The sequence below is a fragment of the Spirochaeta thermophila DSM 6578 genome, assembly GCF_000184345.1.
Taxonomy (GTDB): Bacteria; Spirochaetota; Spirochaetia; order Winmispirales; family Winmispiraceae; genus Winmispira; species Winmispira thermophila.
Genome location: NC_017583.1, coordinates 2,458,017 through 2,484,298 on the forward strand (window position 1 = coordinate 2,458,017; position 26,282 = coordinate 2,484,298).

The window sequence follows — 26,282 nt, forward strand, 5'->3', positions numbered from 1 at the left end:
CTGACATCCCCTTCCTACGTTCAAGTATACACCGAATACCACGGGAAGTGCAAAAAAAGAGAGGACGTCGCCCGGCGACGTCCTCCTGCCTTCACGTGAAGGGAATCAGCCCTGAGCGAGCTGCTCGGGCTTCACGACAGGACCGAACTTCTCCTTGAGGGCGAGAAGCGCCTTCTCCTGTTCGTCGTAGACCTCGAAGAGTCTCTTGGGGATACCCTGATCCTTGCCGTACGCCTCCCGCTGGAGGTTGATCCGGGCCAGGATGTTGTCGATGTAGAGGGAGAAGTGCATCTCGTAGAGCTCGTAGGGGTATTCCTTGTCGATTCTCTCCTTGAAGAGCTTCTTGAGGTCCTCGTACTTCGGGATATACCCTATGGGCGTCTCGATGGCCTCCACGTCCCCGTTGGCGAAGAGCTCGAGCCAACCGAGCCATACCTTCACGTCACGCTTCTCGCCGAGGAGGCCCTTGCCTTTGCCGCCCCTCGCCTCGTGGGTGAGGAAGTAGTTGAGCCCCGCGATGATCGGCCTTCCCTTCTCCGAGAACTTCTTGGAGTTGAAGAAGCGGAACTGGGCCTCCATGTAATCGCCGAGGGGTCCGGGGATGAACGGCTCGTTGGCCCACGGCTGTCTCCGCACGCCGGTCACGCCGATCTCGGTGGCCGTGGCGGCCGAGACGATGGACGCGCCGATCACCACTCCCTCGTCGGGCGTGCGGGCGACCCAGATGGGGGGCATGGTGTCGCTGTCACGGCCGGAGTAGGTGATCACCTTGACGGGAACCCCGGAGGGATCCTCGGCGAGTTTCGTGTTGTGGTTCTCGATGGCCTCACAGAGGAGGGTCACGCGGGCATTGGGATGCGAAGGCGGAACGGGCTTCCCGTTCTCGTCGGTCTTCCCCTTCCACCACTCGCCCTGGAAGTTGCGGCCGCGCTCGGGAAGCTCCTCCCCGCACCCCGTCCAGAAGGGCTTCTTGTGCTCGTCGATGAGCACGTTCGACCAGATCACCTCAGCCCCCTCATGCCGAAGGACCTTCATGAGGTGCGGATCACCTTCCCAGTTCACGTCCTCGACGATGCCGAAGATCCCCTTCTCGGGGTTCACCGCGCGGAGCGTCCCGTCCTTCTCGATCCACATCTGGGCGAGGTCGTCCCCGATGAACTCGTCGCCGGCCATGGCCGTGGTGGTCTTGCCGCAGCCGGAGGGCGCGGCACCCGCGAAGTAGGTCACCCTGCCGCCAGGCCCCTTCACCCCGGTGATAAACATGTGCTCGGAGAGCTCCTCCTCGACCTTGTAGTAGGTGGAGTAGTCCACCGCGAACCGGTGGTTGCCTTTCTTGAGGAGCAGGGTGTTCCCCGCATACGTACAGAACGTGGAGAAGGTCGTGAACCAGCTCCTGTCCATGAAGATGCGCGCATTGGGAACGTCCTCAGGCCTGTTGGGTCCCTGCGAGTGGACATTGGTGAAGAAGATCCCCTTCCGCGCCACCTCTGCGTCGAACTGCTCGTAGCAGTTCCGGTAGAGGAGTTCCGCCGAGTGGAGAACGTAGGACGAGCTCGAGATCTCGATGGCCGGAATGGCGGCCTGTGCCCCAACCGGGCCCCTGTCGAAGAACCCGATCATCATGGTCATCCCCTTCATGATGCCCTTCATGTACTTCTGCACGTACTCGAGGGCCTCCTGTCGGGGGATGGAACGGGCGAGGGCGCTCGTCTTCTCACCCTCGTTCACGATGTAGAAGGTCTGCTTCACCAGACGCGCCTGGTCCTGGGGGAGATCGAAGTGCACCGTGTGCCTCGGGAGGGCCAACGGCTCCTCCTCTCCCCATTCGAGCGACCACTTCCGGATGGTATCCACGTCCTCCTGGGAGCCGGTATCTATGAAGACATAGTCCGGCTCGCACATGGCGATCGCATTGGCGATCTTGAGGCGCGCTTCTTCGTTCTTTATCCTCTCGAGCTTCGCGAGGTTCTGGGCATCGAGGTTCTTCTTGAAGATCGCCTCCGCCTCGGAGAGGGTCTTCACCCCACCCACCTCGGAGAGGATATCGAGACCTTTCTTGAGCTCTAACATATACGACGACTCCTTCCCTGGGTTTTCGGCCGAAGGGCCTTACTAAATAAACTAAAATTATCCAAAAGAGTCAATATACATGCAAAAACAGGGGGGAAGATGTATAAATATGCAATTCCAGAGGGCATGACACGAGGCCGCCGGATGCGTTATGCTAAGGAGCCCGATCGTGCCGACCATGGAGAGAGGAGCGGGATGCCGCTATGGTAAGAGACCTGTTTCGACAAGGACGAACCCTCTTCAGCTTCGAGTTCTTTCCCCCAAAAACATCCTCGGGATGGGAGAGCCTGTTCGCCACGGTGAGGGAGCTCGCCCTCCTCGAACCGGACTTCATGAGCGTGACCTACGGGGCGGGCGGCTCCAGCCGGGAGAAGACGCACGAACTCGTGGTGCGCATCCGCCAAGAACTGGGAGTGGAGGCGGTGGCCCACCTCACCTGCGTCGGGAGCACGGAGGAGGAGATCGTCCGCATCCTCGAGGCCTACGACCGTGAGGGGATCCACAACATCCTCGCCCTGCGGGGTGACATTCCCCCTTCGCTCGCACATCACCCGAATCCATTCGGCGTCTTTCCCCACGCCGTCGACCTCGTACGGTTCATAAAGGCCCGCTTTCCCCACATGTGCGTGGGCGCGGCCGCCTTCCCCGAGGGGCATCCCGAGACGCCCAACCGCCTCAAAGAGATGGAGCACCTCAAACACAAGGTGGACGCCGGGGTGGACTTCCTCGTCACTCAGCTGTTCTTCGACAACAGGGACTACTACGACTTCTGCGAACGTTGCGAGCTCGCGGGGATCAGGGTGCCGGTGATAGCCGGGATCATGCCCATCACCACGCGTAAGAACATGGAGCGCATGGCCGAACTCGCGGCGGGCATGCACTATCCGGCACGACTCCTCAGGGCCCTCTCCAGGGTGACCGACGACGAGGGCTTCTTCCACGTGGGGGTCCACTGGGCCGCCGAACAGATCCGCGACCTCCTTGACCACCGGGTCCCCGGCATACACGTCTATACCCTCAACACCTCGCGTGCGGTGAAGGCCATATGCGAGACCCTGGGGATACGCCACCTCCCCCAACTCGGCTGACGCTTCCGCTTTCATGGAAAACCCGTTAGACTCTCCATATGATCCGGGAAGAGGAGGAGAGGCTCATACGCAAGGTCCTCACGACCGGGCGATACACCCTCTCAGAACTCAAGACCCTCTACCGCATCCTCTCCAAGGTCACACATCCCGACATGACAGGGGGAGACGGGGAGCGATTCATCCGGCTCAGGGAAGTCTACGAAGCGGCTCTGAGGCGCAAGGACCTGGGGAGAAGGGGCCCGCTCTTCCTCGAAGACCGCACCCCTGAAGAGGTGGTGAGGGAGTGCGGCTACACCGGCGAGATCAGCCCCCGGCTCGGGCTCTACCTGTCTCTCTACCGGTACCTCACCTTGGGCCTCCACTCCTACAGGATACGCCACAACCCCGCTCTTCATGAGCGAAACGAACGGGTCCTCAGGGCCATACGTCACTGGGCGACCGTCTACGACCCCTCGTTCCTCTCGACCTTCGAGGCCTTGATGGAGGAGTACCTTCCAGGTATCACCACCATGAAGCACCTTCGTTGGTATCTCTGGGGAAGGAAGAGCTTCTTCACCGCACTCCGGCTCTTCCTCAAGTACCAGGAGACGGGGAGGGCCTCCACCGGGAGAGCGGCGCGCGACCGGAGCCTCTGGGTGATCACCATGGGCGGGCGCATCCCCAGCCTCGACCCCTATGTCCGCATGAGCAGGTGGCTCTTGGACGAACTGGCGAAACCCCCTCTCCAGTTCGGGAGTGAAGGGCCTCACATGTGAGAGGGACTGCGCTCCTCCACCATCTTGAGGATCTTCTCGTAGAACTCCCTCGTGATGGGGTAGAAGAGGAAGACGAGCACCCCGACCACGAAGAGGACCGCGGGGAGGGGGCCCACAAGGAGCGAGATCCCGAAAAGGGCCTCGGGCGGCTGGACCTGGGGCACGCCCTCGGCGGAAGGCGGCACGTAGTGGAAGAGCGAGAGGATCCACCCCGAGAGGGCGAGGGCGAGCGCCTGTCCCACCTTGCTCATGAATGTCCACATGCCGTAGAAGAGCCCCTCCCGCCGGATGCCGTTCTTGGCGTAGTCGTACTCCACGATGTCGGGGAGCACGGCGTACGGGATCACGTACTGCGTGGAGAACCCGAAACCTCCGAGCACGATGAAGACGTACGCGGCGGGGAGCCCCAGGCTCCTTCCCAGAAACACGAATGCGAGGACCGCACCTGCGAAGACGAGCATCCCGGCGTTCCAGGCGAACCGCTTGCCGGCCCGCTTCGACACCCACACCCAGAAGGGCACGGCGATGAGGGCCGTGAGGAGGAGGGCGAAGAGCGTGATCTGAAAGGCCGAAGTATCCCCCACGAGATAGGTGAAGTAGTACACGAGAGCGCTCTGGATGATGGTCACCCCCATAATGTGTAGTGTCCATGTGGCGAGGGCGAGGCGAAAACTCCGTAAGGAGAGGACCCCCACATAGGCACGCAGGATCTGCACCTGGGGCGGTCTCTGACGGGGAGGGGACTCCCTCACCGTGAAGACCGTCACGAACGCCGAGAGGAGCATGATGAGACCCAACACCCCACCCATGAACGGCCAGCCCACCCGGTAGTCGGAGAAGAGGCCCACCAGGGGAAGGACGAGGAGGGCCCCTGAGAAGGTACCCAGGATGGCGAAAACGTTCCGGTAGGCATTGAGCACGGTACGTTCATGGTAGTCCACGGTGAGCTCCGGGGCGAGGGCGCTGTAGGGGATGTTCACCATGGTGTACGCCGTGCTGAGCACACAGAAGAGCACGCTGTACCACAGGAAAGAGAGGAAGTCGTTCGAGAAACGCATGGGGAAGAACATGATGATCATGAAGACGAAGAGGAAGAGGGCGCCGTAGAGCATGTAGGGCCTGCGGCGTCCCAGGGGAGAGACCGTCCTGTCCGAGAGGTAGCCCACTATGGGATCGGAGATCGCATCCCAGGCCTTCCCTATGAGGAGAGCCGTACCTGCGAGGGCCGGGGAAAGCTTCACCACATCGGTGAGATAGTAGAGGAGGAAGAACCCCACCATGGTGAAGAAGAGATTGCCGCCAAGATCGCAGACCCCGTACCCCAGTTTCGTCGTCCGTGAAAGTCCCCGCTGCATCATGTCTACACTATACCTCAGCCTGCGCCGGAGTGCAATCAGTATTCGACCGTCGGCCGACGAATTCGTACCGATCCCCTCCCCCGCTTCCCTGGGACTGTAACATCGAGTGTTGAAAAAGGCGGGGAAAAAAGATAAGGGGTATCTCCCACCACCAAACCTCTGAAAGAAGGAGGAGATACCCCATGAAGCGTGGTAACACACGCACACTGATTGATACACAGTATACCCTCTCTGATCTGATGAAGCAAGTGGAGGCCCAACTCGGCACTGTCAAGGGGGAGTGTTGAAATTGAGCTGGAGTTGATAAGGGGTGCATCTCCCCACCTCTTGTATCACCTGCATGCCCACCACGTAGAGGCCTACCACCTCATCTGCATGGGCACGGCTCATATACCCAGGATACCTCCGTAGAAAGCTTCTCATGTGCCGAAACATGTTCTCCGCAAGGTTGCTCGTCCTCACCTTCTCCTTCCACTCATAGGGTAACTCCAGATAGGAGAAGAGCCGCTCCTTCCGCCACAGGAGAGCAGCCGTCATCCGGGGGGCCTTCGTCGCCCACTTCTTCACGAATGCCTCGAACGCTTCCTCTGCCTCCTCCTTCCCTCCTGCCTCAAAGAGCCTCCAGTACTCAGTCCGAAAGGCTCGCCTCTCCTCCTGGAGGTGAGCCTTCTTCCCCTTCTGGTCCCCCATATCCTGCAGAAGCTTCTGCTCAAGGGTGCATTGCAGGTGCCAGAGGCATACCTGCTTCTTCGCCTCAGGATACACGGTCTCCACCGCCTGCCAGATCCCCTCTGCCTCATCGGCCACCACCAGCTCCACCTCCTCAAGCCCTCGCTCATAGAGTTTGGTAAGGAGTCGCTCGTAGCTCGCCCGGTCCTCCTGCTCCGCAACCACCCAGTCGAGGAGCTCATGAGATCCGTCCTCCCTCACCCCCACGGCACTCAGGACAACCAGCTTCTTCTGACCCCTCCCACGCCTCTTTGCCCACACTCCATCCAGCACAAGGGCCTTCACTCCTCTAAGGGACCTCCTCCGCCACTGCTCCTTCTCCTCACGAAGACGCTTTATGAGCCGCAGGAGTGTCTGCGGGTGAGCCTCTCCTATCCCCAGCTCCCGTAACAGAATGGCCCACGTCCGCGCGCTCATCCCTCTCACATACCCAAGGAGGAGCTGCTCAGCGAGGGCCACGAGCCTCTGCTCATAGGCGACCAGCTTTACCTCCTTCCCCCCGCCGGTGCGAATGCGGGGCACGCGTACCTCCTCGATCGGCCCCCAGGGGGTCTGCACGCTCTTCCACTTTCTGTAGCCGTACCGGTAGTACGGTGCCTTCTCAGCCTCCCCTCGTGCATATCGTGGTCGTCCCACTGCCTCCTCTCTCAGCGTCTCAAGGAGGTGCTCCAGGTACGTCTTGTAGGTGTGGCGCACCTCCTCCCGGAGTTGGGCCTCCACTTGCTTCATCAGATCAGAGAGGGTATACTGTGTATCAATCAGTGTGCGTGTGTTACCACGCTTCATGGGGTATCTCCTCCTTCTTTCAGAGGTTTGGTGGTGGGAGATACCCCTTATCTTTTTTCCCCGCCTTTTTCAACACTCGATGTTACAGTCCCCCCAACTCCGGTGTTGAAACTCAGTAATAATGTCACCCCTAGGACTCGATAAAAATGTCACCCCCTGAGAGAATGGGGGGATGATCGAGATGAGTCTAAAGGAATTAAAACGAGCGGAAGTGTTGGGGAAGATGGAAAGCCAAGGTCTGACGAACGAGCAGGTAGCGCAGATCTTAGGGGTGAGCAAACGGCAGGTGCAGCGGTGGGAGAAGAGGCTCCGGGAAGGGGGGATCGCGGGATTGCGGCATGGGAACCGAGGCAAACCGTCGGGGAATCGGAAGGAGGAGGAGTTTCGGCAGAGGGTGGTGAGTAGGTATCGGGAGAGGTACGGGGATTTTGGGCCGACGTTTGCGAGCGAGCAGTTGGCGAAGGAAGGTCTTGAGGTGGATCACGAGACGCTACGCAGGTGGCTGCTGGAGGAAGGAATCTGGGCGAGGAAGAAGAGGAGGAAGCCGTACCGAAGCCGGAGGAAACGGCGGGCCTGTTTTGGGGAGCTGGTTCAGTTTGACGGGTCCCCGCATGATTGGTTTGAAGGACGGCGCAGTGCCTGTTGCTTGATGGTGATGGTGGATGATGCGACGGGGATCACGTATGCGCGGTTCAGTGAACAGGAGACGAGCGCTGCGGCGATGCAGCTGCTGTGGGGCTGGGTGGAGCAGTATGGGATCCCGATGAGTCTGTACTGTGACTTGAAAAACGGCTACAAGACGCTGCGGGAACCGACGCTGGAGGAACAGTTGGCGGGCAAAGAGCCGAAAACCGCATTCGAGCGGGCGTGCGACAAACTGGGGGTACAGATCGTGAGTGCGTATTCGCCGCAAGCGAAAGGGCGGGTGGAACGGCGGAACGGGATTCTGCAGGATCGGTTGGTGAAGGAACTGCGTCTTGCGGGGATTTGTACGATCGAGGAGGCGAACCGGTACTTGTGGGAGACGTTCCTGCCTCAGTTCAACGAACGCTTTGCGGTAGAAGCGGAAGACTCGCAGGACGTGCATGTGCGATGTACCAAAGAAACGAAGCTGAAAGAGATCTTTTGCTTTGAAGCGAATCGAGTCGTACAAAACGATTACACAATCTACTATGAGAGGCAGGTGCTGCAGATCAAGAACGACAAAGGCTTCCTTCCTCGGCCGAAACAGAAGGTCCTGGTTCGAAAATACCTGGATGAAACGATCTCCCTGTTCCATGAGAATAGGGAGTTGAAGTATGAGCGGGTAACTCCTGCACGGCGCACCAAACAGCGGGCAGGATGAAGAGAATACTACCCAGGGGGTGACATTTTAACTGAGTTAAAAAGGGTGACATTTTCATCGAGTCTTGACAGTGGAGGCCCAACTCCGGGAGGAGGTGCGCCACACCTACAAGACGTACCTGGAGCACCTCCTTGAGACGCTGAGAGAGGAGGCAGTGGGACGACCACGATATGCACGAGGGGAGGCTGAGAAGGCACCGTACTACCGGTACGGCTACAGAAAGTGGAAGAGCGTGCAGACCCCCTGGGGGCCGATCGAGGAGGTACGCGTGCCCCGCATTCGCACCGGCGGGGGGAAGGAGGTAAAGCTGGTGACCTACGAGCAGAGGCTCGTGGCCCTCGCTGAGCAGCTCCTCCTTGGGTATGTGAGAGGGATGAGCGCGCGGACGTGGGCCATCCTGTTACGGGAGCTGGGGATAGGCGAGGCTCACCCGCAGACACTCCTGCGGCTCATCAGAGGTCTTCGTGAGGAGAAGGAGCAGTGGCGGAGGAGGTCCCTTAGAGGAGTGAAGGCCCTTGTGCTGGATGGAGTGTGGGCAAAGAGGCGTGGGAGGGGTCAGAAGAAGCTGGTTGTCCTGAGTGCCGTGGGGGTGAAGGAGGACGGATCTCATGAGCTCCTCGACTGGGTCGTTGCGGAGCAGGAGGACCAGGCGAGCTACGAGCGACTCCTTACCAAACTCTATGAGCGAGGGCTTCATGAGGTGGAGCTGGTGGTGGCCGATGAGGCTGAGGGGATCCGGCAGGCCGTGGAGACGGTGTATCCTGAGGCGAAGAAGCAGGTATGCCTCTGGCACCTGCAATGCACCCTTGAGCAGAAGCTTCTGCAGGATATGGGGGACCAGAAGGGGAAGAAGGCTCACCTCCAGGAGGAGAGGCGAGCCTTTCGGACTGAGTACTGGAGGCTCTTTGAGGCAGGAGGGAAGGAGGAGGCAGAGGAAGCGTTCGAGGCATTCGTGAAGAAGTGGGCGACGAAGGCCCCCCGGATGACGGCTGCTCTCCTGTGGCGGAAGGAGCGGCTCTTCTCCTATCTGGAGTTACCCTATGAGTGGAAGAAGAAGGTGAGGACGAGCAACCTTGCGGAGAACATGTTTCGACACATGAGGAGCTTTCTGCGGAGGTATCCTGGGTATATGAGCCGTGCCCATGCAGATGAGGTGGTAGGCCTCTACGTGGTGGGCATGCAGGTGATACAAGAGGTGGGGAGATGCACCCCTTATCAACTCCAGCTCAATTTCAACACTCCCCCTTGACAGTGCCCGCTTCCCTTGACGCCCTGATTGACTTTTAGTAGTATAGTTACCAACTAGACGTCAACTAGACCACAGAGAGTACACGGAATGACCTCCGACGACATCATACGCGCGGCTCTCAGGGGTTGGGCCAAGGACCGCTTCCAACGTCTCACGCTCACCAGAGTTGCCGAGGAACTGGGAGTGACCAAACAGGCCCTCTACCGATACTTTCCCTCCAAGGAATCGCTCTTTGAGGCCATCCTGGTACACGCGAGGGACGTGCACGGCACACTCGTGCGCGACCTCACACGCATCTCATCCCTCTCCTTTGAAGAGGGACTCTTCTTCTATCTCTCCCGCCTGCTCGAGGACTTCAAAGCCCACACAGGACTCTACCTTTTCCTCTACCCTCCTCAGCATATCACCATCCAGGAACGGTTCAAAGACTTCTACCGGGAAGTGGAAGAGAACTCCATCGAGGTCATGGGCACGCTCCTCTCCCGCCCCGGAGCTCCTCATATCCCCGATCCGTATGTCCCACACATCCAGAAGCTCATCGGCACCACCTTTCTCTTTTCCCTCCTCAAGGAGTTCCCCAAAAAGAGGGAGAACCCTTGGGAGTCCTTCAGCACCTTCTTCTCCAGTATGGACTCCGAGAAGAGGGTGAAGACGATCATGGAGGTGATCATTCATGGAACCGTGAGAGGTTCGTTCGTCCTACCCGATTTCGATCGCGTTCGGGCGATCGCCCGGGTGGAGGAAGCCGAGGCCCCCCACTTCGACCGGATCCTCTCCGCCGCCGAGAAGGTGATACACGAAAAAGGGATCGCCAATACCACCTTGGACGACATCGCCCACGAGGTAGGGATAACGAGGACGACCCTGTACTCCTACTTCAAGAACAAGCGCGATCTCGTGGTGTCCACCATACTGAGACAGATCACTGGCTTCTTCGATCCCCTCTTTCCAAGGCTTGCGGTGTGCACCTCGATCGAGGAAAAGATCCTATGCTACATCCTCTACGCTGCCGAATACTCTCACATCCACAAACGGCTCTTCTCTGTCACCAACTGGCTCAGAATCAACTCCCCCCTCCGGCCCCTCAGGGATGCGCGGGCGTGGGAACAGATCAGACCCTATCTCGAACGATTTGCCCTCCTCTTCTCCCCCCTTCCTCTCAGGAAGGCTCTGAAGCCCGCGGAGATGATCCCTTTTCTCCACATCCTCACCGGCTCCCTCATGCAGGAAAAGGTCCTCATACGCCCCTCGGAGGCACTCATCGTCTGGGCGTACTTCCTCGAGGGGCTCAAGGGAATCGAGCGTCATGCGGAGCAGATCTCCGCACACGAAAAAGACACCGACCACGAACGGAGGTTACCATGAGGCTGCTCAACAAGAGAGTCTTCTGCGTACTGCTCTATGCAGTACTCGCCGTCCCCCTCTGGCCAGAGGAGGCCCTCGTCCTCACCCTCGAAGATGCGGTCTCCCAGGCGTTGACCCACAACCTCTCCATACGGAGGACCCGGCTCGACCTTGAGAGCAAAAAACTCATCAGGGATACGGTGTTCAACCAGTTCTACCCCCGCATCACGGCGAGCGCCACACTGAGCAGGCTCCACGAGGCGCCCGGCACGGTGAGCGGGCTGATCCCCGTGCCTCCGGACAGTCCCCCGGGCTCGGGTATCTATGACTACGTAGCCACTTACGAACAGGAAATCCCTCACACCTGGAACCTCTCCACGAACATCCAGGCGAGTCTCACCCTCACCTTCCAGCTCGTGGGAGGCATCGAACTCGCCTTCATGGACTACGAACGGGGTCTCGAGACCCTCGAGAAGGCCCGGAAACAGGTCGAACGCGACGTGCGCAAGGCCTTCTACCAGCTCATCCTCAGCAGGGAGCAACTCTCCATCATGGAGGAGAGCCTCAAGGCAGCCGAGGCCCGCTATCAGCAGACCGAACGACTCTTCCAGAACGGGCTCGTGGACCGCCAGACCCTCCTCTCGGCCAGGGTGGCATGGGAATCCATGAAACCTCAGATCGCCCAGCTCTCCATGGCCTACGAGAACGCCCTCCTCAACTTCAAGATGCTCCTGGGCATGGACCTGGAACATCCCGTGGTCCTGGAAGGGGAGATCACCACCCCTGCACTCTCGCTCACCTCCATCGATCTTTCCCGTTTCTCTCTCGACAGGAGTCCCGAGATCCAGGAACTCGTGAAAGCCCTCCAGATGCAGCGCATCCAGCGTCAGATCACCGCATCCTCCCGCCTCCCGGTCCTCACCTTCACCCTCACGGCCGACCCCACCTTCCAGGGCGACCCGTTCGCGGATCCCTGGTTCGAGGACATGGACACCATGTGGAAACAGCGCTCCGGGATGTTCGGCATCACCGTCACCGTACCGGTCGACCCCTGGATACCGGCCTCCCAGACATGGGTGAACCTGTCGAACCAGGACAGGACTCTCGAGGCCATGGAGCTGCAACTGGAAGAGGCCTTGCGCGGCACCTACCTCAAAGTGAGGTCCCTCCTCGACTCCATCCGGACGGCGCAGGAGAACCTCAAGGCCCACGAGGCCAACCTCGAGCTCGCCCGCACCTCGTACCAGCTCGCGGAAGAGGCGTATGGATCGGGCCTCAAGGACCTCGTGGCGGTGATGGATGCCGAGACCCAGCTCCGCCAGGCGCAGTTCTCGGTACTGTCGGACAGGATACAGATCCTCACCAACCTCATCGACCTTTCCTATACCTTGAACGTACCCTTCGAGACTTTCATAGGAGGACAGGAATGAGACGAGTCATACTCCTCACCACAGGCGTGCTCCTTCTTTTCTCTGCGTGCATGCCGAAGACTCCCACCCCCCAGACCGCATCCCAGGAACAGGAACCGGTCTTCGCCGTGGCCACCACCAACGCGGTCTCGGGTTCGCTCTACGACTATCTCGACCTCTCGGGCGACGTGGAACCGGCCTCCACGGTAGAGGCCTACGCCGACACCGCAGGCAAGCTCACCCGCCTCTACGTGGACGTAGGCGACTATGTGAAAAAAGGACAAGTGATCGCAGAGGTGGACCCATCCCGACCAGGCATGGAGTTCGTTCCCAGCCCTGTGCGGGCCCCCATATCGGGGACGGTGGTCTCGCTTCCTCTCCATATAGGGAGTACCGTGGTGCAGAGCCTCGCCGTGGCGAGGATATCCGATCTCGCGGACCTCGAGATCGTGGCATCCGTACCCGAACGCTTCATCGGCAGGATGCAGCAGGGTGCGCGGGCCATCGTCACCTTCGCCGCCTATCCCGGCGAGACATTCCAGGCCGTGCTCACCGAGACGAGCCCGGTAGTGGATCGGAACACGCGGTCGCTCGAGATACGGCTCTCTTTCACCTCACGAGACCCGAGGATAAAGCCCGGCATGTTCGCCCAGTTCAAGCTCATCACCGAGGAACGCCGGAACACCGTGAAGATACCCGAAGAGGCCCTCCTCTCCAGGGACGGGAACACCTTCGTGTTCGTGGTGCAACGCACCGGCGACGAGGCACACGTCGAACGGAGGGAAGTGGTACCCGGTATCCGCATCTCGGGCAAGGCGGAGATCCTGGAAGGCCTCTCCCCGGGAGAAGAGATCGTGGTGGAAGGCCAGTCCTTCCTCGACGACGGGGTGAAGGTACAGGTGGTGAAGCAGGTGCCACCCCTTCCGGTGGAAGACCGCGTGGAATAGGGAGGTACACATGTCGCTCACACGAACGGTCGTGGGAAGGCCCACCACCATCGCCATCGTCTTCGCGCTCCTCGTGGGATTCGGCCTCTATACGATCACCAACATCGCCATAGACCTGTATCCCGAAATCACCCCACCTGTGCTCGTGGTCTCCACCTCGTACGCGGGAGCGGGACCCGAGGAGGTGGAGAAGGTGATCACCCGTCCTCTCGAGAGCGTGCTCAGCAACGTGACGAACCTCAAGCGCATCACCTCCACCTCGAGCGAAGGCTCGAGCATGTTGATCCTCGAGTTCACCTACGGCACCGACATGGCCGAGGCTGCCAACTCGGTGAGGGACAACCTGGAGTTCGTGAAGGACGCCCTCCCCGAGGAGGCGGGCACGCCCATGATCTTCAAGTTCAATCCCTCCATCATCCCCATCCTCAGGCTCACGGTGGAAGGGAATCGCAGTCAGGAGGAGCTCCGGAAACTCGCCGAGGATTACATCGCCCCACGGCTCGAACAGACCGAAGGGGTGGCCATGGCGAGTGTGAGCGGGGGGCGTATCCCCGTAGTGCGGGTGGACGTGCACCTCGACAGGCTCGAGGCCTACGGGATCACCCTCACCCAGATCGCCACCATGCTCAGGACCCAGAACGTCCAGCTCGCCGGAGGAAGGATCACGGAGAACAGGATCAACTACCTCATCCGTACCGCGGGTGAGTTCCAGACCATCGAGGAGATCTCCCGAGCCGTGGTGGGCTACAAGACCAGCCAGACCTCGGGAGGGATACCCCGCGTGGTACCGGTGCTCCTCCGCGACGTGGCGGACGTGTCCATGGGCTACCGAAGTACCGACACCATGGTCTTCGTGAACGGAAAACCGAGCGTCTCCATCGCCGTGCTCAAGCAGAGCGGTACCAACTCGGTACAGGTGGCCGACAGGGCCAAGGAGCGCATCGCCCAGATCCAGCGGGATCTCCCCCGGGACGTGAAGATCACGATCACCCGCGACACCACCGAGAGCATCAGGGCGGCCCTGAGCCAGGTCTCCTCCTCGGCCCTCAACGGGGCCATCCTCGCCATGGTCGTGCTCTTCCTCTTCCTTCGAAGTGTGAAACCCACACTCATCGTGGGGCTCGCCATTCCCATCTCCGTGGTGATCGCCCTCGCGGCCCTCTACTTCGCCGGGATCACCCTCAACCTCATGACCCTCACCGGCCTCGCACTGGGAATAGGGATGCTCGTCGACAACTCGATCGTGATCCTGGAGAACATCTTCCGCTACCGTGAGAAGGGGGCCAAGCCCCACATCTCGGCCATCCTCGGCACCCAGGAGATGATCACCGCCATCACGGCCTCCACCCTCACCACGGTGGCGGTCTTCCTGCCGATCGCCATCTTCCAGAGCGAGCTCGAGACCATAGGAGAGCTCTTCGCGGATCTCGCATTCACCGTGGTGATCTCGCTCCTCTCCTCGCTCGCGGTGGCCCTCCTCCTGGTGCCGGTACTCTCGAGCCACTACCTTCCACTCACCACGAGGAAGGAGAAACCGCTCCGGGGCATCCTCAAGGGCCTGGACGGGATCCTCGCACGCTTCTTCTCCTGGCTCGAGAAGGTCTACGGCAGGGGACTCTCCTGGACCCTCCGGCACAGGAAGACGACGATCCTCGCCATCATCGCGCTCTTCATCCTCGCCGCAGTCCAGATCCCGAGGGTGGGCTTTGAATACCTCCCGGAACAGGAGGCGGACAGCGTGAGCGTGCAGGTGGAGCTTCCGCTCGGGACCTCGGTGGAAGTGACCCGCGGGGTGCTCGAGCAGCTCCAGGAAATAGTGAAATCCGAAGTGGAAGGCTACCAGGACATCATGCTCACGGCCGGTGAAGGCGCCTTCTTCGGACTGGGAGGCACGAGCACGCACCGGGGGAGTCTCACCATCACGCTCCCCGAATACAGCAAGCGAATCGACTCCGCCGAGGTGATCGAACAGAAGCTGCGCGCCCACTTCAAGGACTTTCCGAATGTCTCGTTCACCTTCTCATCGGGGAATCAGGGAGGCATGGGTGGGTCCGCCTCTCCCATCGATATCCTGGTGAAAACAGACGACTATGCCTTGGGCAAGGAAATGGCCTACCGGATACGAGATCTCCTCGCACAAGAGGTGCCCGAGGCCACCGAGCCACGGGTCGACCTCCAGGAAGGGCTCCCTCAGGTGGAGGTGATCATCGACCGCGAGCGGGCATATGCCCTGGGGCTCAACGTCTACCAGATTGGCCAGGAGATAGAGGCGGCCATCGACGGGATCACGGCCTCCAGGTTCAGGGAAGGGGGATCCGAGTACGACATCCTCGTCTCCCTCAGGGAAGAGGACAAGGAAAAGATCAGGGACCTCGAGCGGATCTTCCTCACCGACAGCAGGGGCAACCGGATCCCGCTCTCCAGCGTGGCGAGTTTCAGGACATCCACGGGGCCCACGAGCATACAGCGTGAGGACCAGACGCGCACCATTCACGTGCTCGCAGGCCTGGCTCCCGGGGCTACGATCGACAAGGTGGAACCCAAGATCCGCGCGCTCATCGCCGAGCGTATCCCCCAGGGCGAGGGGGTGGTGATCGAGTTCTCCGGAGACTACCAGGAGCTCATCGAATACGGGACCAAGTTCGTGATCATCCTCCTCGTGGCTGTCTTCCTCGTCTTCGGAATCATGGCGAGCCAGTTCGAGTCGTTCCTGGATCCGTTCATCATCCTCTTCACCATACCTCTGTCGCTCATCGGTATCGTGGGGATCTATCTCCTCACAGGTGAGATCTTCAGTCTCTTCACCGCGGTGGGACTCGTGATCCTCGCAGGGATCGTGGTCAACAACGGGATCGTGCTGGTGGACTACACCAACCTCCTGAGGAAGCGGAACCTTCCCCTCTTCGATGCGTGCGTTGAGGCGGGGAAGAACAGACTCAGGCCGGTGCTCATGACCACCCTCACCACGGTCCTGGGTCTCACCCCCCTCGCCTTCACCCAGGGTGAGGGGATGAGTCTCATCCAGCCCATCGCCCAGACCGTGGTCGGCGGACTCTCGGTCTCCACCCTCTTCACCCTCTTCCTCATCCCGGTGATCTACTCGATCTTCAACCAATTCTCGGAAAAGAGGAAGCAGCGGCGTCAGGAGCGCGAGGCGGCACGCAGAGCGGCCATCCTTACCAACGGGGAGGTACAGGCATGAGACGCATAGAGATCATCGCAAACCACTCGGTGGAAGAGGATCTCTTCGACCTGTTCGAAGAACGGGGGATAGGAGCGCACTATACCCTCATCCCGCAGGTGCAGGGTGCGGGGAGCTCAGGGCCTCGAAAGGGCGACCACATCTGGCCCGAGACGAACTTCGTGCTCATCATCTACGCGGGTGAGGAGGAGACTGCGAAGATCAGGGAGGCGGTGGCGGATCTTAAGAGGCTCTTCCCCAACGAGGGTATCAAGCTCTTCGAGATGCCATGTACGTTTGAAGAGTGATCCCTCCTTGCATTCACAGAGAGCCCCGGCGGAGCGCCGGGGCTCTCCTCTTTGCGGGTATTTCTGGAAGAAGGGGGGTGCTCTCTGGTATGGTATATTACAGGAGGGAATGTGAGCGATGAGCACACCCGGGAGAGGTCCTGAGATCCTGGCCCCTGCGGGGAGCTTTGCTGCGGGTATCCATGCCCTCGAGGCAGGGGCGGATGCCCTCTACGTGGGGCTCACCCGGTTTTCGGCCCGGGCCTTTGCGCACAATGTGGAGATGGAGGAGCTCTCCCGTCTCCTGGGGGCGGCGCACGGGCGGGGGGCCCGTCTGTACGTGACGCTCAACACGGTGATCGTGGACGAGGAGCTCCCCGAGGTAGCCCGGGTGCTCGAGGTCCTCGCCCTCATGGGGGTCGATGGGATCATCGTCCAGGACCTGGGGGTGGTGTACCTGGCACGCACGTATGTGCCCGGCCTCGAGGTGCACGCTTCCACCCAGATGGGGATCCACAGCCCGGATGGGGCGAGGGTCCTGAGGGATCTGGGGGTGCGTCGGGCGATCCTGGCGCGGGAGCTAGCGCTGGAAGAGATCGCCGGGATCGTGGAGGAGGTGCCCGAGCTTGACTACGAGGTGTTTGTGCACGGCGCGATGTGCTACAGCATCTCGGGGATGTGCCTGGCGTCGGGCCTGCTCCTGGGCCGGTCGGGGAACAGGGGGGTGTGCGCCCAGGTGTGCCGGACGTGGCAGGAGGGGCCCCGGGGAGAGGGGTACTACTTCTCGATGCGCGACCTCGCGGCGGGGGAGCGGGTGCGGGAGCTGGCCGGGGTGGGAGTGAGGGCCTTCAAGATAGAGGGGAGAATGAAGAGCCCCGAGTATGTGCGCGCCGCAGTACGGTGGTATCGCGCCCTGCTCGAGGGGAGAGGGGCGGAGGGGATGGAGGAGGAGGTGCGGGCAGCGTTCGCACGGCCGTGGTGCACGGGACACCTCGATGGGCACGAAGGGCTGGTGGAGGAGGGGTACCCGGGGCACGTGGGGGTACAGGCAGGGGTGGTGGTGGAGAGCGGGGATGGGTGGGTTGAGGTGGCGCTGGAGCGGGAAGTGGGAGTGAGGGATGGGGTGGGGGTCGTGCTGGAGGGGAGGGGGGTGCGGAAGGAAGGGGTGTGGTGGGGGGTGGAGCGCCTGGAGGTGGGTGGGAGGGCCCGAACGACGGCCCGCTCCGGCGAGTGCGCCCGTATCCCGGCGCCGCGCCCGGTGCCGGCGGGGACCCCGCTCCGCCTCGTCGCCCGCCACGACGCCACCCTCCCCACCCCCTCCCCCACCGCCTTCCCCGCCTCCCCCCTCCACATCCCCCTCGCCCTCACCCTCACCCCCTCCACCCTCACCCTCACCGCCACCCTCCCCTTTCGCACCCACACCCGCACCTACCCCATCACCCTCGCCCCCGCCCGCACCCCGCACACCACCCTCACCCTCATCCACACCCTCCTCTCCTCCTACGCACCCCCCCACCACATCCCCTTCTCTTCCAGCCTCACCATCACTTCCGACCCCTCACTCACCCTCCCCCTCACCCACATCTTCATCCCCGCATCAGAACTCAAAGTCATCCGCAGGGAATTCTTCTCCTCGCTTCACGACCTCCTCACACACCCCGTCCCCCTCCACCTCGACCCATCCACCCTCCCCACCCCTCCCCCCCGCCGTCTCCTCTCCCCCGGAGGCCCCCTCCCCTTTCCCACCCGCTTCTCCACCCTCACCCCCTCCCAACTCGCCTCCCTCACCCTCCCCGACCTCCCCACCCCTCTCCTCGCACTCCCCCTTCCCCCCACCTCCTTCCCCGAGCAGGAAGGCCTCTCCGAACTCCTCGCCCTTATCGAACGCTTTCCTGCATACCACTTCCTCATCGGCCTCAACAACCCTGCACACATCCTCTGGGCCCGCACCCTCCATCAGCACCACCCCGACCGCACCTTTTTCTTCATCGACTACCTCCTCTATTGCAGCAACCGCGCCACCCTCACCCTCCTCACCCACCACATCCCCCATCTCCTCTTCGCCTATCCCTGGATCGAAGACCCGCGCGACCAGCCCCTCTACCAGGACATCCTCCCCCCCATCTTCATCTCCCGCGTCCGCCACACCCCCACCGACATGACCCTCACCCAGAATCACCGCACCCTCACCCTCCTGTACAGAGACGGCATCACCTACACCATCGCCTCTCCCCTCGAGAAACAGGAACCCCTATGATGAACAGAGCCCTCTTCCCCCTCATCGCCATCATCCTCCTCACCTCCTGTGCCACCATCAACCCCACCCATGACGAAACCCTCCCCCTCAGGATCACCCTCTCCCGCCTCCTCCCTCCCCTGACCCCCCTCTCCACCCCCCCAAAAGAAGGTCCTCTCGCAGACTACGCCCGCACCACCCTCACCCCGGAAGAATACCCAGACCTCACCTACCTCCTCGGCACCATCCCTGCGGGCCCCCACACCCTCTGCGTCCACCTCTTCCATCGCCACACACACAGCCGTGGCACAGTCCTCGTGCTCCACGGCTACGCCACCGATTCCTCGCTCTACGGAGCCCTCGCACGCACTCTCATCGAAGAGGGGTGGGACGTGGTCCTCGTGGACCTCCCGGGTCACGGTCTCTCCACGGGAGAACGAGGAGCGGCCTGGCCCGACTTTTCGATCTACGGCGACATCGTGCAACACACCCTCAACGCCCTCTCCCCCTACCTCCACCCCCCCCTCGCAGCCATAGGCCACAGTACCGGTGCCCTCGCCCTCATCGACCACTCCCTCCGCTACCCCTCCCCCTTCTTCCGACTCATCCTCTTCGCCCCACTCATCCATACCAGGGCATACTCCCTCCTCTCCACCATCCACACCCTCACCACCCCCTTCATCCGACAAGTCCGGGCCCTCTCTCATACCCCACTCGGCCTCCGTATCTTCCCCCTCTCCTGGTTCGAAAGGCTCAAGACATGGGAAGCGAGAACCCGCAGCGTCCCCCGCATCCCCACCCCCCCCACTCTCCTCATCCTCGCAGGCGGGGACACCGTAGTCGACAACGAGTACAACCGCACTTTCCTTCAGGAACGACTCCCCATCCTCTACACCGCCCTGGTACCCACCGCCGACCACTTCGAACTCGATTCCGGCTCCCCCGACCCCGAAGTCCTCTCCCTCATCACCAGTTTCCTGGGGAGGGGGCCGGCCCCCACCTCAGCCCCCTGCACCCTCTGCACCACACGTCCACCCCTCCAGCCATTGAAGACGAAGCGGGGACAGCACACTCCCACACCCTCGGGATCCACGACGTCCATCGGACATCTGTGATCCACCCTCCCGAAAGACCGTGAGGACCCCACACCTCACGAGGGGCCATAAGGAGGAACTCTCCTATGAACGCTTCCCCACCCCTACCACGAACACCTCGAAGGACTGTCTCCTCGTCGCCTGCGGCCTGAAGAAATAAGCCCTCTCCCACCCCTCACGCACGGCCCTGAAAATCTCCTGGGCACCACTCCCCTGGAAGAGCTTCGCCACCAGATTGCCCCCCGGGACAAGCCAGCGTCCGGCCAGGGAGAGGATCCGCTCCACCAGGGCCTCGGACCGGGCCGTATCGAGCCCCCTGTTACCACTCGTCGAGGGCGCGGCATCGCTCACGATTACCTGGAACGGAGCGTGGACATCGATCCTCTCCTGCACCTCATCGGACGTGAAATCACCCTGGTAGAAGACGAGCCTCTCGTGGGAACCGATCACGAGAGGGAGGAGGTCCACCGCCACCACGAGCCCCTTCTCCCCCACACACGAGAGGAGATACTTGCTCCAGCTCCCCGGCGCGGCTCCCAGATCCAGGACCCTGTCCCCTCTCGAGACGACTCTGTACTTCCTCTGGATCTCCATGAGTTTGTAGACCGAACGGGCCGGATACCCCTCCCTTCTCGCCTTCCTGGTATAGTAGTCGTCGTCCCACTTCATGAGCCTATTCTCTCAAGGAGGGGCCCGTCTGCCAACGGGGGCTCATTGACCAACCGGAACTCTCTCCGTACATTTGAGGCATGAATCTCCTCTCACACCTCAGGAAACCCTTCCGGTACGAGTTCCTCAACGTCACGCTCTACCTCATAGGGGCCAACCTCCTCGTCTTCTTCCTCACCTACCTCAACCGGGGCCTCCTCTACTACATGGCCCTCAACCCGCTCTACCTCCTGAAGGGCGGCATGGTATGGCAACTCGTGTCCTACATGTTCGCCCATGCCTCGTTCAACCACATCCTCTTCAATATGCTGGGCCTCTTCTTCTTCGGGCTCCAGGTGGAACGGGAAATGGGGAGCCGGGAGTTCCTCCTCTTCTACTTCTTCACCGGCATCTTCGCCGGCCTGGTCTCCCTCCTGGTCTACTGGCTCAGCGGGGCCTACGGCGTCTTCCTGCTGGGAGCGTCCGGCGTGGTCTACGGCGTGCTCCTCGCCTTCGCCACCTTCTATCCACGCGCCCGCATCTTCCTCTTCGGGATCTTCCCCGTACCGGCGCCCTACCTCGTCATAGGCTACACCGCGATCGAGCTCCTCGCCCAGTTCGGGGCCCAGGACAACGTGGCGCACCTCACCCACCTCGCCGGATTCGCCGGGGCCTACCTCTACCTGGTGCTCAGACTGGGGATAAGCCCCTTCAGGGTGTTCAGGAATGAGTACTTCTCGTAGAGACATCCTTGTCGCAGTCTCCCTCGCCTGTGCCCTCACCCTCGAAGCGGACGAGGTGTTCCTCCAAGGGGTCTTTTCCATCCGCCTCAATCCCCTCGTCCCGCTCGAGACGAACTCGGCATCCCCTTCGGAAGAAGAGATCGCCACCCTCCTCCTCGAAGAGGCACGTTGGATCTTCTCCGGCATGATCTTCGGGTTCTCCTACTCCTATACCCCCCTCGACCGCACCCGCCGGGTGGAAGAAGAGTTCACCCTCCAACCCCTCGCCGAGATACCGTGGGGCGATCCGGGCCTCAGGGTCCTCCAGACATGGGTGGAGGACCACACCTTCTACGCCAACATATCCTACACCCTCAGGGAAGACCTCACCCACTGGTACCGCACCTGGCAGAGCGCCAAAGTGGAGACATCGGAAGGTGAGGGTCTCAGTTCCGCACTCGAAGGCTACACAGCCCGGAAAAAGGCAGTGGAAGAGGCGGTGAAACAAGCCATCAGGGAGTACGCCCGGGCCCGCATCTTCAACAAACCCATGACCCTCACCGGCAAGGTGGCCCTCGCCGAACCACCCCGCCTCACCTTCTCCGGAGACCGCTACAGGGCCCACGTGCGGACCTTTCTCACCCTGGAACACGTGGAACCCTACACGCTCTTTTGACAAGCCTTGACCTCTCTCCCGATAGGGAGTAACAATAGGGCAATCTCTCACACCTGGAGACCAGCAATGGCGATCGACGTACACCAGCTCCATCCCCTCGAAGTGAAGGTCCTCCTGTCCTTCAGCCCCGGGACCCCCCTCACCCACACCATCCTGCAGGAGAAGCTGGGATTCAATATCGGCCAGTCCAACCAGGCCTTCAGCTGGCTCCTCGCAAAGGGGCTCGTGGAGGAACACGAACGGGCCACCCGCACGTATTACGAGCTCACCCCGTTGGGAGAGGAGTACGCCGAAAGGGGGACGCCCGAAGCACGCATCCTCTCGCTCCTCGAGGAAGAGGGACCGCTTCCCCTCCCCGAGATCGCCTCGAGGCTCGACCTCGAACAGAAGGAAGTGGGCACCGCCTTCGGCCAGATGAAGAAGGACGGCCTCCTCGCCATGGACGAGGAGAAACGCGTGGTCATCGCGGACCCCTCCGCCACGGGGAGGATCGAAGGGGTGCGGAACCTCATCCGGAAGGCCAAGGAGAAAGGAGGAAGCCTCTCCGAAGAAGAGCTCTCGGACGAGGAGCGCACCCTCGTTCAGACCATAAGCCGCAAACGGGGGGCCGGATCCGAACCCTTCAAGCTGGTGGAGCGGGAACAGGTCTCCTACGTCCTCACCCGCGAAGCCGCAGACGTGGCGCAAGAGCTTGCAAAAGCCGGCTTCACGGGAGAGGAACTGGGCGCCGTCACCCCGGAGATGCTCAAGACCGGCGCATGGAAAGCCAAGCGGTTCAGGCCCTACAACATTCAGATCCCGCCGAAACGGCTCCTCATCGGACGCACCAATGCCTACTGTGACTACCTCGCATGGGTGAAGGACAAGATGGTGGCACTCGGATTCGAGGAATTCGACGGTCCTCTGGTGGAGACCGAGTTCTGGAACTCCGACGCCCTCTTCATGCCCCAATTCCACTCCGCGCGCGACATCCACGACGTGTACTATATCGAAGAACCGCAGTACGCAAAGGAGATCCCCGAGCCCTATCTCTCGAGGGTGGCCGCCACCCATGAGCACGGGTGGGAGACCGGAAGCCGTGGCTGGGAGTACACCTTCGACCGCACCTTCACCCGGAGACTCATCCTCAGGAGCCAGGGAACGGTGCTCTCGGCCAAACAGCTCACCAAGGCGAAGGTCCCGGGCAAGTACTTCGGGATCGTCCGCTGCTTCCGGCACGACCAGGTGGATGCCACCCACCTCTCCGACTTCTACCAGACCGAGGGCATCGTCCTGGGCGAGGAGGTGAACCTGCGCAACCTCCTGGGTCTCCTCAAGATGTTCGCCGAGGAGGTCGCGGGTGCCACCGAGGTGAAATACGTGCCCGGGTACTTCCCCTTTACCGAACCATCGGTCGAGGTGCACATAAAGCACCCGGTCTTGGGATGGTTCGAGCTCGGAGGTTCGGGCATCTTCAGGCCCGAGGTCACCAAACCCCTCGGGATAGAGGTACCGGTCCTCGCCTGGGGTCTCGGAATAGACCGCATGGCCCTCATGCACCTCGGACTCAACGACCTGCGCGACCTTTTCACCTACGACATCGAGGCAGCACGACTCAGGAGGAGGATCTGATCCATGCCCAAGATCGAAATCTCACGAGACAAGTTCTTCGACGCCCTCGGAAGGCGGTTCTCGTATCCCGAACTCGAAGAGCTCCTCACCGTGGCCAAAGGGGAGCTCGACGACGTCGATGAGGAGGAAGGCCTCCTCAAGATAGAGCTCAACGACACCAATCGACCCGACCTCTGGTCCCTGCGGGGCCTCGTCCGCCAGCTGAGGACCTACCTCGGAGAACCCGCCCCTACCTATCCGTTCATCTCCCGCCCGAACGAGCGGAAAGAGAGCGGGGAGCGGACCATAGAAGTGGACCCTGGCCTCAGGGAGATACGACCCTACATTGCGGGATTCGTGGCTCGAGGAAGGGTCGTGGACGACGACATCCTCCGCGACCTCATCCAGACACAGGAAAAACTCTGCTGGAACTTCGGTCAGAAGAGAAAGGCCGTGGCCATGGGCATCTACCGGTCCACGCTCATCCGGTATCCCGTGCAGTACAAGGCGGCCGATCCCGACCGCACGCGATTCGTCCCCCTCTCCATGGAGAAGGAGCTCTCCCTCCGGGAGATCCTCCGGGAACACCCGAAGGGGCAGGAGTTCGGGTGGATCGTAGAACATCTTCCCGCCTACCCCTTCCTCACCGACGCCCGTGGTGAGGTCCTGAGCTTCCCTCCCATCATCAACAGCGCACGGATAGGGGCGGTGGAGGTCGGCGACGAGGAGCTCTTCGTGGAGCTCACCGGCCTCGATCTCAAGACCATCCTCCTGGCCTGCACCATCGTGGCCTGCGACATGGCGGACGAGGGCTTCGAGATCCTTCCGGTGAAAGTGGTGTACCCCTACGACACCCCCATGGGGAGGGAACTCACGACCCCCTTCGCGTTCCAGACCGTGGAGCACACCACCCGTAGTGCGGTGGAGAAGCTCCTCGGGCTCAACCTCACCTCCGAGGAGATCTCCCAGGCCCTCACGCGTATGGGGGTTTCCCACACCATCGAAGGGGATACCATCACCATAGTGCCTCCCGTCTACAGGAACGACTTCCTCCACCCCGTGGATATCGCAGAGGACATCATGATCGGCCACGGAATGGACCGGTTCGACCCGGAGATGCCCAGGGACTTCACCGTAGGCCGTCTCTCTGCGGCAGAGGAACGCAATCGCAGGGTGAAGATGCTCATGGTGGGCATGGGGTTCCAGGAGATGATCTTCAACTACCTGGGCTCGCGGCGCGATTTCATAGAGAAGATGCGCATGAGCGACGAGGACGCGATCCGGGTGGCCAACCCCCTCTCCGAGAACTACGAGTACGTCCGGCCCTCCGTCCTCCCCTCCCTCCTCGCCGCCGAGAGCGTCTCCTCGCACGCCGTCTATCCGCACCACATCTTCGAGACCGGCAAGGTGGCGAAGAAAGACCCCGAGGACAACTACGGTTCCAAGACCTACAACATGCTGGGCTTCCTGAGCGCGGATCCCAAGGCCGACTTCAACATGACGAGCAGCCATGTCGCGGCCCTGTGCTACTACCTGGGCAAGGAGTACACCCTCGAGCCGAAAGAGGACCCGCGGTTCGTTCCGGGAAGGACGGCCGCCCTCCTGGTGGGCGGTCGCGAGGTGGGAATCTTCGGCGAAGTCCACCCTGAAGTCCTCGAGAACTGGGGCATCACCATGCCCTGCGCAGCCTGCGAGATCAACCTGGACATCCTCTTTGAAGCGGAGTGACGCCGGAACCGGTTGTTACGAAAAGGGGTGGCAGATCAACTCGGGCTTCCGATATACTTAATAGCAGGAGCACATGACCGAGACCACGAGAGCACGGGAACTCTTCACCTCATCCCTCCCGAGCGTCCTCGTCCCCTATCGGGGTCCCTCCGAGAACCCGGAGGAACAGGACATCTTCCTCTACCTCAGACCTGAATCCAACGGGGTGGTGGTGGAGAGTACGGCTCTCAAGGTCATCACCTCCACACCGGACTACAAGAAGAAGCTCCACCTCGTCTACATGGCGAACATTCCCGGGGAGTTCATCTCCTCCCGCCACATCGTGGAGCAGCACTATCGGGTGAAGCTCATCTTCGCCACCTACGGGAAACGGGTCTTCACCCCCTACATGCGGCAGCGGTTCAGCGCCCACTTCGGCATTCCCTTCGATGAGGCACACATCGTCGGGGCCTTCGAGGCCCTGAGGGAACTCCACATGAGTCCCGAGGAACTCTTCCAGCTCTGGGTCCCCGAACAGGACGTCCTCACGGTCCTCGAACAGACAATCAAACGGTACAACGACCTCTTCATCGTCAACTACGACATACCCGCACTCCTCCACAAGAACACCAGGAACACCGACATCGCCGTGATGCTCTTCAGGACCTCCTACACCTACGACCAGCTCGCACTCCTGTTCAAGAAGGTGCAGGAGCGTCTCCAGGGTGCGGGTCTCCTCAAACAAGGCATGCCGCTCAGCAGGGTGATCCACTTTTCGAAGAGCCCCTTCGAGCAGATTCTCGATGCCCAGGGGTATCTCTACGCAGAGAAGGACAGGCCCGTGCCCCTCGAAGAGATCTCGTTCGCCCGCTATCTCCTCCGTCACGGATTCGAGGAAAAGGAGATCAGGGGACTCATCTCCTACCCCCTCGTCCAGTACGAGGAGGGGGGAAGGCTCTGCGAGGGGAACGTCTTCACACTCTCCCATGGGGGATCATACCGGCAGGCGTTGGATGTCTGCGAACGGATACGGGCCCAGTTCTGGATTCATTGAAAAGGGG

The 26,282-nt window shown here is 61.3% G+C and carries 20 protein-coding genes; 16 read left to right on the top strand and 4 right to left on the bottom strand.

The window, feature by feature from the left end:
- Positions 1-105: 105 nt before the first annotated feature.
- On the bottom strand, positions 106-2,070 hold the full coding sequence (locus tag SPITH_RS11230; protein WP_014625767.1) for a phosphoenolpyruvate carboxykinase (GTP): 1,965 nt from the start codon (positions 2,068-2,070) through the stop codon (positions 106-108).
- 203 nt (positions 2,071-2,273) lie between these two features.
- Between SPITH_RS11230 and metF the strand changes: the two genes are divergently transcribed.
- Together metF and SPITH_RS11240 are read left to right on the top strand one after the other, a co-directional pair.
- Complete coding sequence (metF, locus tag SPITH_RS11235; protein ID WP_014625768.1) at positions 2,274-3,158, top strand: methylenetetrahydrofolate reductase [NAD(P)H]; 885 nt, start codon at positions 2,274-2,276, stop codon at positions 3,156-3,158.
- Positions 3,159-3,196: 38 nt separating this feature from the next.
- A complete protein-coding gene (locus SPITH_RS11240) occupies positions 3,197-3,913 on the top strand; it encodes a J domain-containing protein (RefSeq protein WP_014625769.1) in 717 nt (238 codons plus the stop codon).
- Here SPITH_RS11240 and SPITH_RS11245 read toward each other — a convergent pair.
- On the bottom strand, positions 3,904-5,271 hold the full coding sequence (locus tag SPITH_RS11245; RefSeq protein WP_014625770.1) for an MFS transporter: 1,368 nt from the start codon (positions 5,269-5,271) through the stop codon (positions 3,904-3,906). The two genes, SPITH_RS11240 and SPITH_RS11245, sit on opposite strands and share 10 nt — an antisense overlap.
- Positions 5,272-5,541: 270 nt before the next feature.
- Entirely contained in the window at positions 5,542-6,786 is a 1,245-nt protein-coding gene (locus SPITH_RS11250; RefSeq protein WP_014625771.1) for an IS256 family transposase, read from the bottom strand.
- Positions 6,787-6,958: 172 nt separating this feature from the next.
- Here SPITH_RS11250 and SPITH_RS11255 point away from each other — a divergent pair, with 172 nt between their 5' ends.
- The 9 genes from SPITH_RS11255 to SPITH_RS11295 all read left to right on the top strand — a co-directional run bounded on the left by SPITH_RS11255 (position 6,959) and on the right by SPITH_RS11295 (position 19,899).
- Positions 6,959-8,131: an ISNCY family transposase gene (locus SPITH_RS11255; RefSeq protein ID WP_014625701.1), complete on the top strand. Its 1,173-nt coding sequence runs from the start codon at positions 6,959-6,961 to the stop codon at positions 8,129-8,131.
- A gap of 64 nt (positions 8,132-8,195) precedes the next feature.
- A complete protein-coding gene (locus SPITH_RS11260) occupies positions 8,196-9,380 on the top strand; it encodes an IS256 family transposase (RefSeq protein WP_052296290.1) in 1,185 nt (394 codons plus the stop codon).
- Positions 9,381-9,467: 87 nt separating this feature from the next.
- Entirely contained in the window at positions 9,468-10,745 is a 1,278-nt protein-coding gene (locus tag SPITH_RS11265) for a TetR/AcrR family transcriptional regulator (RefSeq protein ID WP_014625773.1), read from the top strand.
- Entirely contained in the window at positions 10,742-12,154 is a 1,413-nt protein-coding gene (locus SPITH_RS11270; RefSeq protein WP_014625774.1) for a TolC family protein, read from the top strand. The genes SPITH_RS11265 and SPITH_RS11270 overlap by 4 nt, the downstream gene beginning before the upstream one ends.
- The gene (locus tag SPITH_RS11275) at positions 12,151-13,080 is read left to right on the top strand and encodes an efflux RND transporter periplasmic adaptor subunit (protein ID WP_014625775.1); all 930 of its coding nucleotides are present in this window, start codon (positions 12,151-12,153) and stop codon (positions 13,078-13,080) included. The genes SPITH_RS11270 and SPITH_RS11275 overlap by 4 nt, the downstream gene beginning before the upstream one ends.
- Positions 13,081-13,090: 10 nt before the next feature.
- Positions 13,091-16,282 carry an efflux RND transporter permease subunit gene (locus tag SPITH_RS11280; protein WP_014625776.1) on the top strand — a complete coding sequence of 1,064 codons (3,192 nt, stop codon included), beginning with the start codon at positions 13,091-13,093 and terminating at the stop codon, positions 16,280-16,282.
- Positions 16,279-16,569 (top strand): PG0541 family transporter-associated protein, encoded by a 291-nt coding sequence (locus SPITH_RS11285; protein ID WP_014625777.1) that lies wholly within the window; start codon positions 16,279-16,281, stop codon positions 16,567-16,569. The genes SPITH_RS11280 and SPITH_RS11285 overlap by 4 nt, the downstream gene beginning before the upstream one ends.
- 118 nt (positions 16,570-16,687) lie before the next feature.
- Positions 16,688-18,805, top strand: a complete 2,118-nt coding sequence (locus tag SPITH_RS12855) for a peptidase U32 family protein (RefSeq protein WP_014625778.1) — start codon at positions 16,688-16,690, stop codon at positions 18,803-18,805.
- Complete coding sequence (locus tag SPITH_RS11295) at positions 18,805-19,899, top strand: alpha/beta hydrolase (protein ID WP_155816564.1); 1,095 nt, start codon at positions 18,805-18,807, stop codon at positions 19,897-19,899. Before SPITH_RS12855 ends, SPITH_RS11295 begins: the two co-directional genes overlap by 1 nt.
- Before the next feature lie 63 nt (positions 19,900-19,962).
- On the opposite strand, the gene SPITH_RS11300 is transcribed toward SPITH_RS11295, so the two are convergent.
- Positions 19,963-20,547, bottom strand: coding sequence for an SAM-dependent methyltransferase (locus SPITH_RS11300; RefSeq protein ID WP_014625780.1), 585 nt, complete (start codon positions 20,545-20,547; stop codon positions 19,963-19,965).
- An 80-nt stretch (positions 20,548-20,627) separates the two neighbouring features.
- Here SPITH_RS11300 and SPITH_RS11305 point away from each other — a divergent pair, with 80 nt between their 5' ends.
- The 5 genes from SPITH_RS11305 (at position 20,628) to SPITH_RS11325 (ending at position 26,275) form a co-directional block, all read left to right on the top strand.
- On the top strand, positions 20,628-21,269 hold the full coding sequence (locus SPITH_RS11305) for a rhomboid family intramembrane serine protease (protein WP_014625781.1): 642 nt from the start codon (positions 20,628-20,630) through the stop codon (positions 21,267-21,269).
- On the top strand, positions 21,253-21,924 hold the full coding sequence (locus SPITH_RS11310) for a hypothetical protein (RefSeq protein WP_014625782.1): 672 nt from the start codon (positions 21,253-21,255) through the stop codon (positions 21,922-21,924). Before SPITH_RS11305 ends, SPITH_RS11310 begins: the two co-directional genes overlap by 17 nt.
- Positions 21,925-21,990: 66 nt before the next feature.
- On the top strand, positions 21,991-23,535 hold the full coding sequence (gene pheS, locus SPITH_RS11315) for a phenylalanine--tRNA ligase subunit alpha (RefSeq protein ID WP_014625783.1): 1,545 nt from the start codon (positions 21,991-21,993) through the stop codon (positions 23,533-23,535).
- Between the two features lie 3 nt (positions 23,536-23,538).
- Positions 23,539-25,242: a phenylalanine--tRNA ligase subunit beta gene (pheT, locus tag SPITH_RS11320; protein ID WP_014625784.1), complete on the top strand. Its 1,704-nt coding sequence runs from the start codon at positions 23,539-23,541 to the stop codon at positions 25,240-25,242.
- A gap of 73 nt (positions 25,243-25,315) precedes the next feature.
- A complete protein-coding gene (locus SPITH_RS11325) occupies positions 25,316-26,275 on the top strand; it encodes a hypothetical protein (protein ID WP_014625785.1) in 960 nt (319 codons plus the stop codon).
- The last annotated feature ends 7 nt before the right edge of the window (positions 26,276-26,282 follow it).

Excerpts from the sequence above, each read along its gene's own strand:
- SPITH_RS11230 (WP_014625767.1), bottom strand. The coding sequence starts at position 2,070 with ATGTTAGAGCTCAAGAAAGGTCTCGATATCCTCTCCGAGGTGGGTGGG.
- metF (WP_014625768.1), top strand. The coding sequence starts at position 2,274 with ATGGTAAGAGACCTGTTTCGACAAGGACGAACCCTCTTCAGCTTCGAG.
- SPITH_RS11240 (WP_014625769.1), top strand. The coding sequence starts at position 3,197 with ATGATCCGGGAAGAGGAGGAGAGGCTCATACGCAAGGTCCTCACGACC.
- SPITH_RS11245 (WP_014625770.1), bottom strand. The coding sequence starts at position 5,271 with ATGATGCAGCGGGGACTTTCACGGACGACGAAACTGGGGTACGGGGTC.
- SPITH_RS11250 (WP_014625771.1), bottom strand. The coding sequence starts at position 6,786 with ATGAAGCGTGGTAACACACGCACACTGATTGATACACAGTATACCCTC.
- SPITH_RS11255 (WP_014625701.1), top strand. The coding sequence starts at position 6,959 with ATGATCGAGATGAGTCTAAAGGAATTAAAACGAGCGGAAGTGTTGGGG.
- SPITH_RS11265 (WP_014625773.1), top strand. The coding sequence starts at position 9,468 with ATGACCTCCGACGACATCATACGCGCGGCTCTCAGGGGTTGGGCCAAG.
- SPITH_RS11270 (WP_014625774.1), top strand. The coding sequence starts at position 10,742 with ATGAGGCTGCTCAACAAGAGAGTCTTCTGCGTACTGCTCTATGCAGTA.
- SPITH_RS11275 (WP_014625775.1), top strand. The coding sequence starts at position 12,151 with ATGAGACGAGTCATACTCCTCACCACAGGCGTGCTCCTTCTTTTCTCT.
- SPITH_RS11280 (WP_014625776.1), top strand. The coding sequence starts at position 13,091 with ATGTCGCTCACACGAACGGTCGTGGGAAGGCCCACCACCATCGCCATC.
- SPITH_RS11285 (WP_014625777.1), top strand. The coding sequence starts at position 16,279 with ATGAGACGCATAGAGATCATCGCAAACCACTCGGTGGAAGAGGATCTC.
- SPITH_RS12855 (WP_014625778.1), top strand. The coding sequence starts at position 16,688 with ATGAGCACACCCGGGAGAGGTCCTGAGATCCTGGCCCCTGCGGGGAGC.
- SPITH_RS11295 (WP_155816564.1), top strand. The coding sequence starts at position 18,805 with ATGAACAGAGCCCTCTTCCCCCTCATCGCCATCATCCTCCTCACCTCC.
- SPITH_RS11300 (WP_014625780.1), bottom strand. The coding sequence starts at position 20,547 with ATGAAGTGGGACGACGACTACTATACCAGGAAGGCGAGAAGGGAGGGG.
- SPITH_RS11305 (WP_014625781.1), top strand. The coding sequence starts at position 20,628 with ATGAATCTCCTCTCACACCTCAGGAAACCCTTCCGGTACGAGTTCCTC.
- SPITH_RS11310 (WP_014625782.1), top strand. The coding sequence starts at position 21,253 with ATGAGTACTTCTCGTAGAGACATCCTTGTCGCAGTCTCCCTCGCCTGT.
- pheS (WP_014625783.1), top strand. The coding sequence starts at position 21,991 with ATGGCGATCGACGTACACCAGCTCCATCCCCTCGAAGTGAAGGTCCTC.
- pheT (WP_014625784.1), top strand. The coding sequence starts at position 23,539 with ATGCCCAAGATCGAAATCTCACGAGACAAGTTCTTCGACGCCCTCGGA.
- SPITH_RS11325 (WP_014625785.1), top strand. The coding sequence starts at position 25,316 with ATGACCGAGACCACGAGAGCACGGGAACTCTTCACCTCATCCCTCCCG.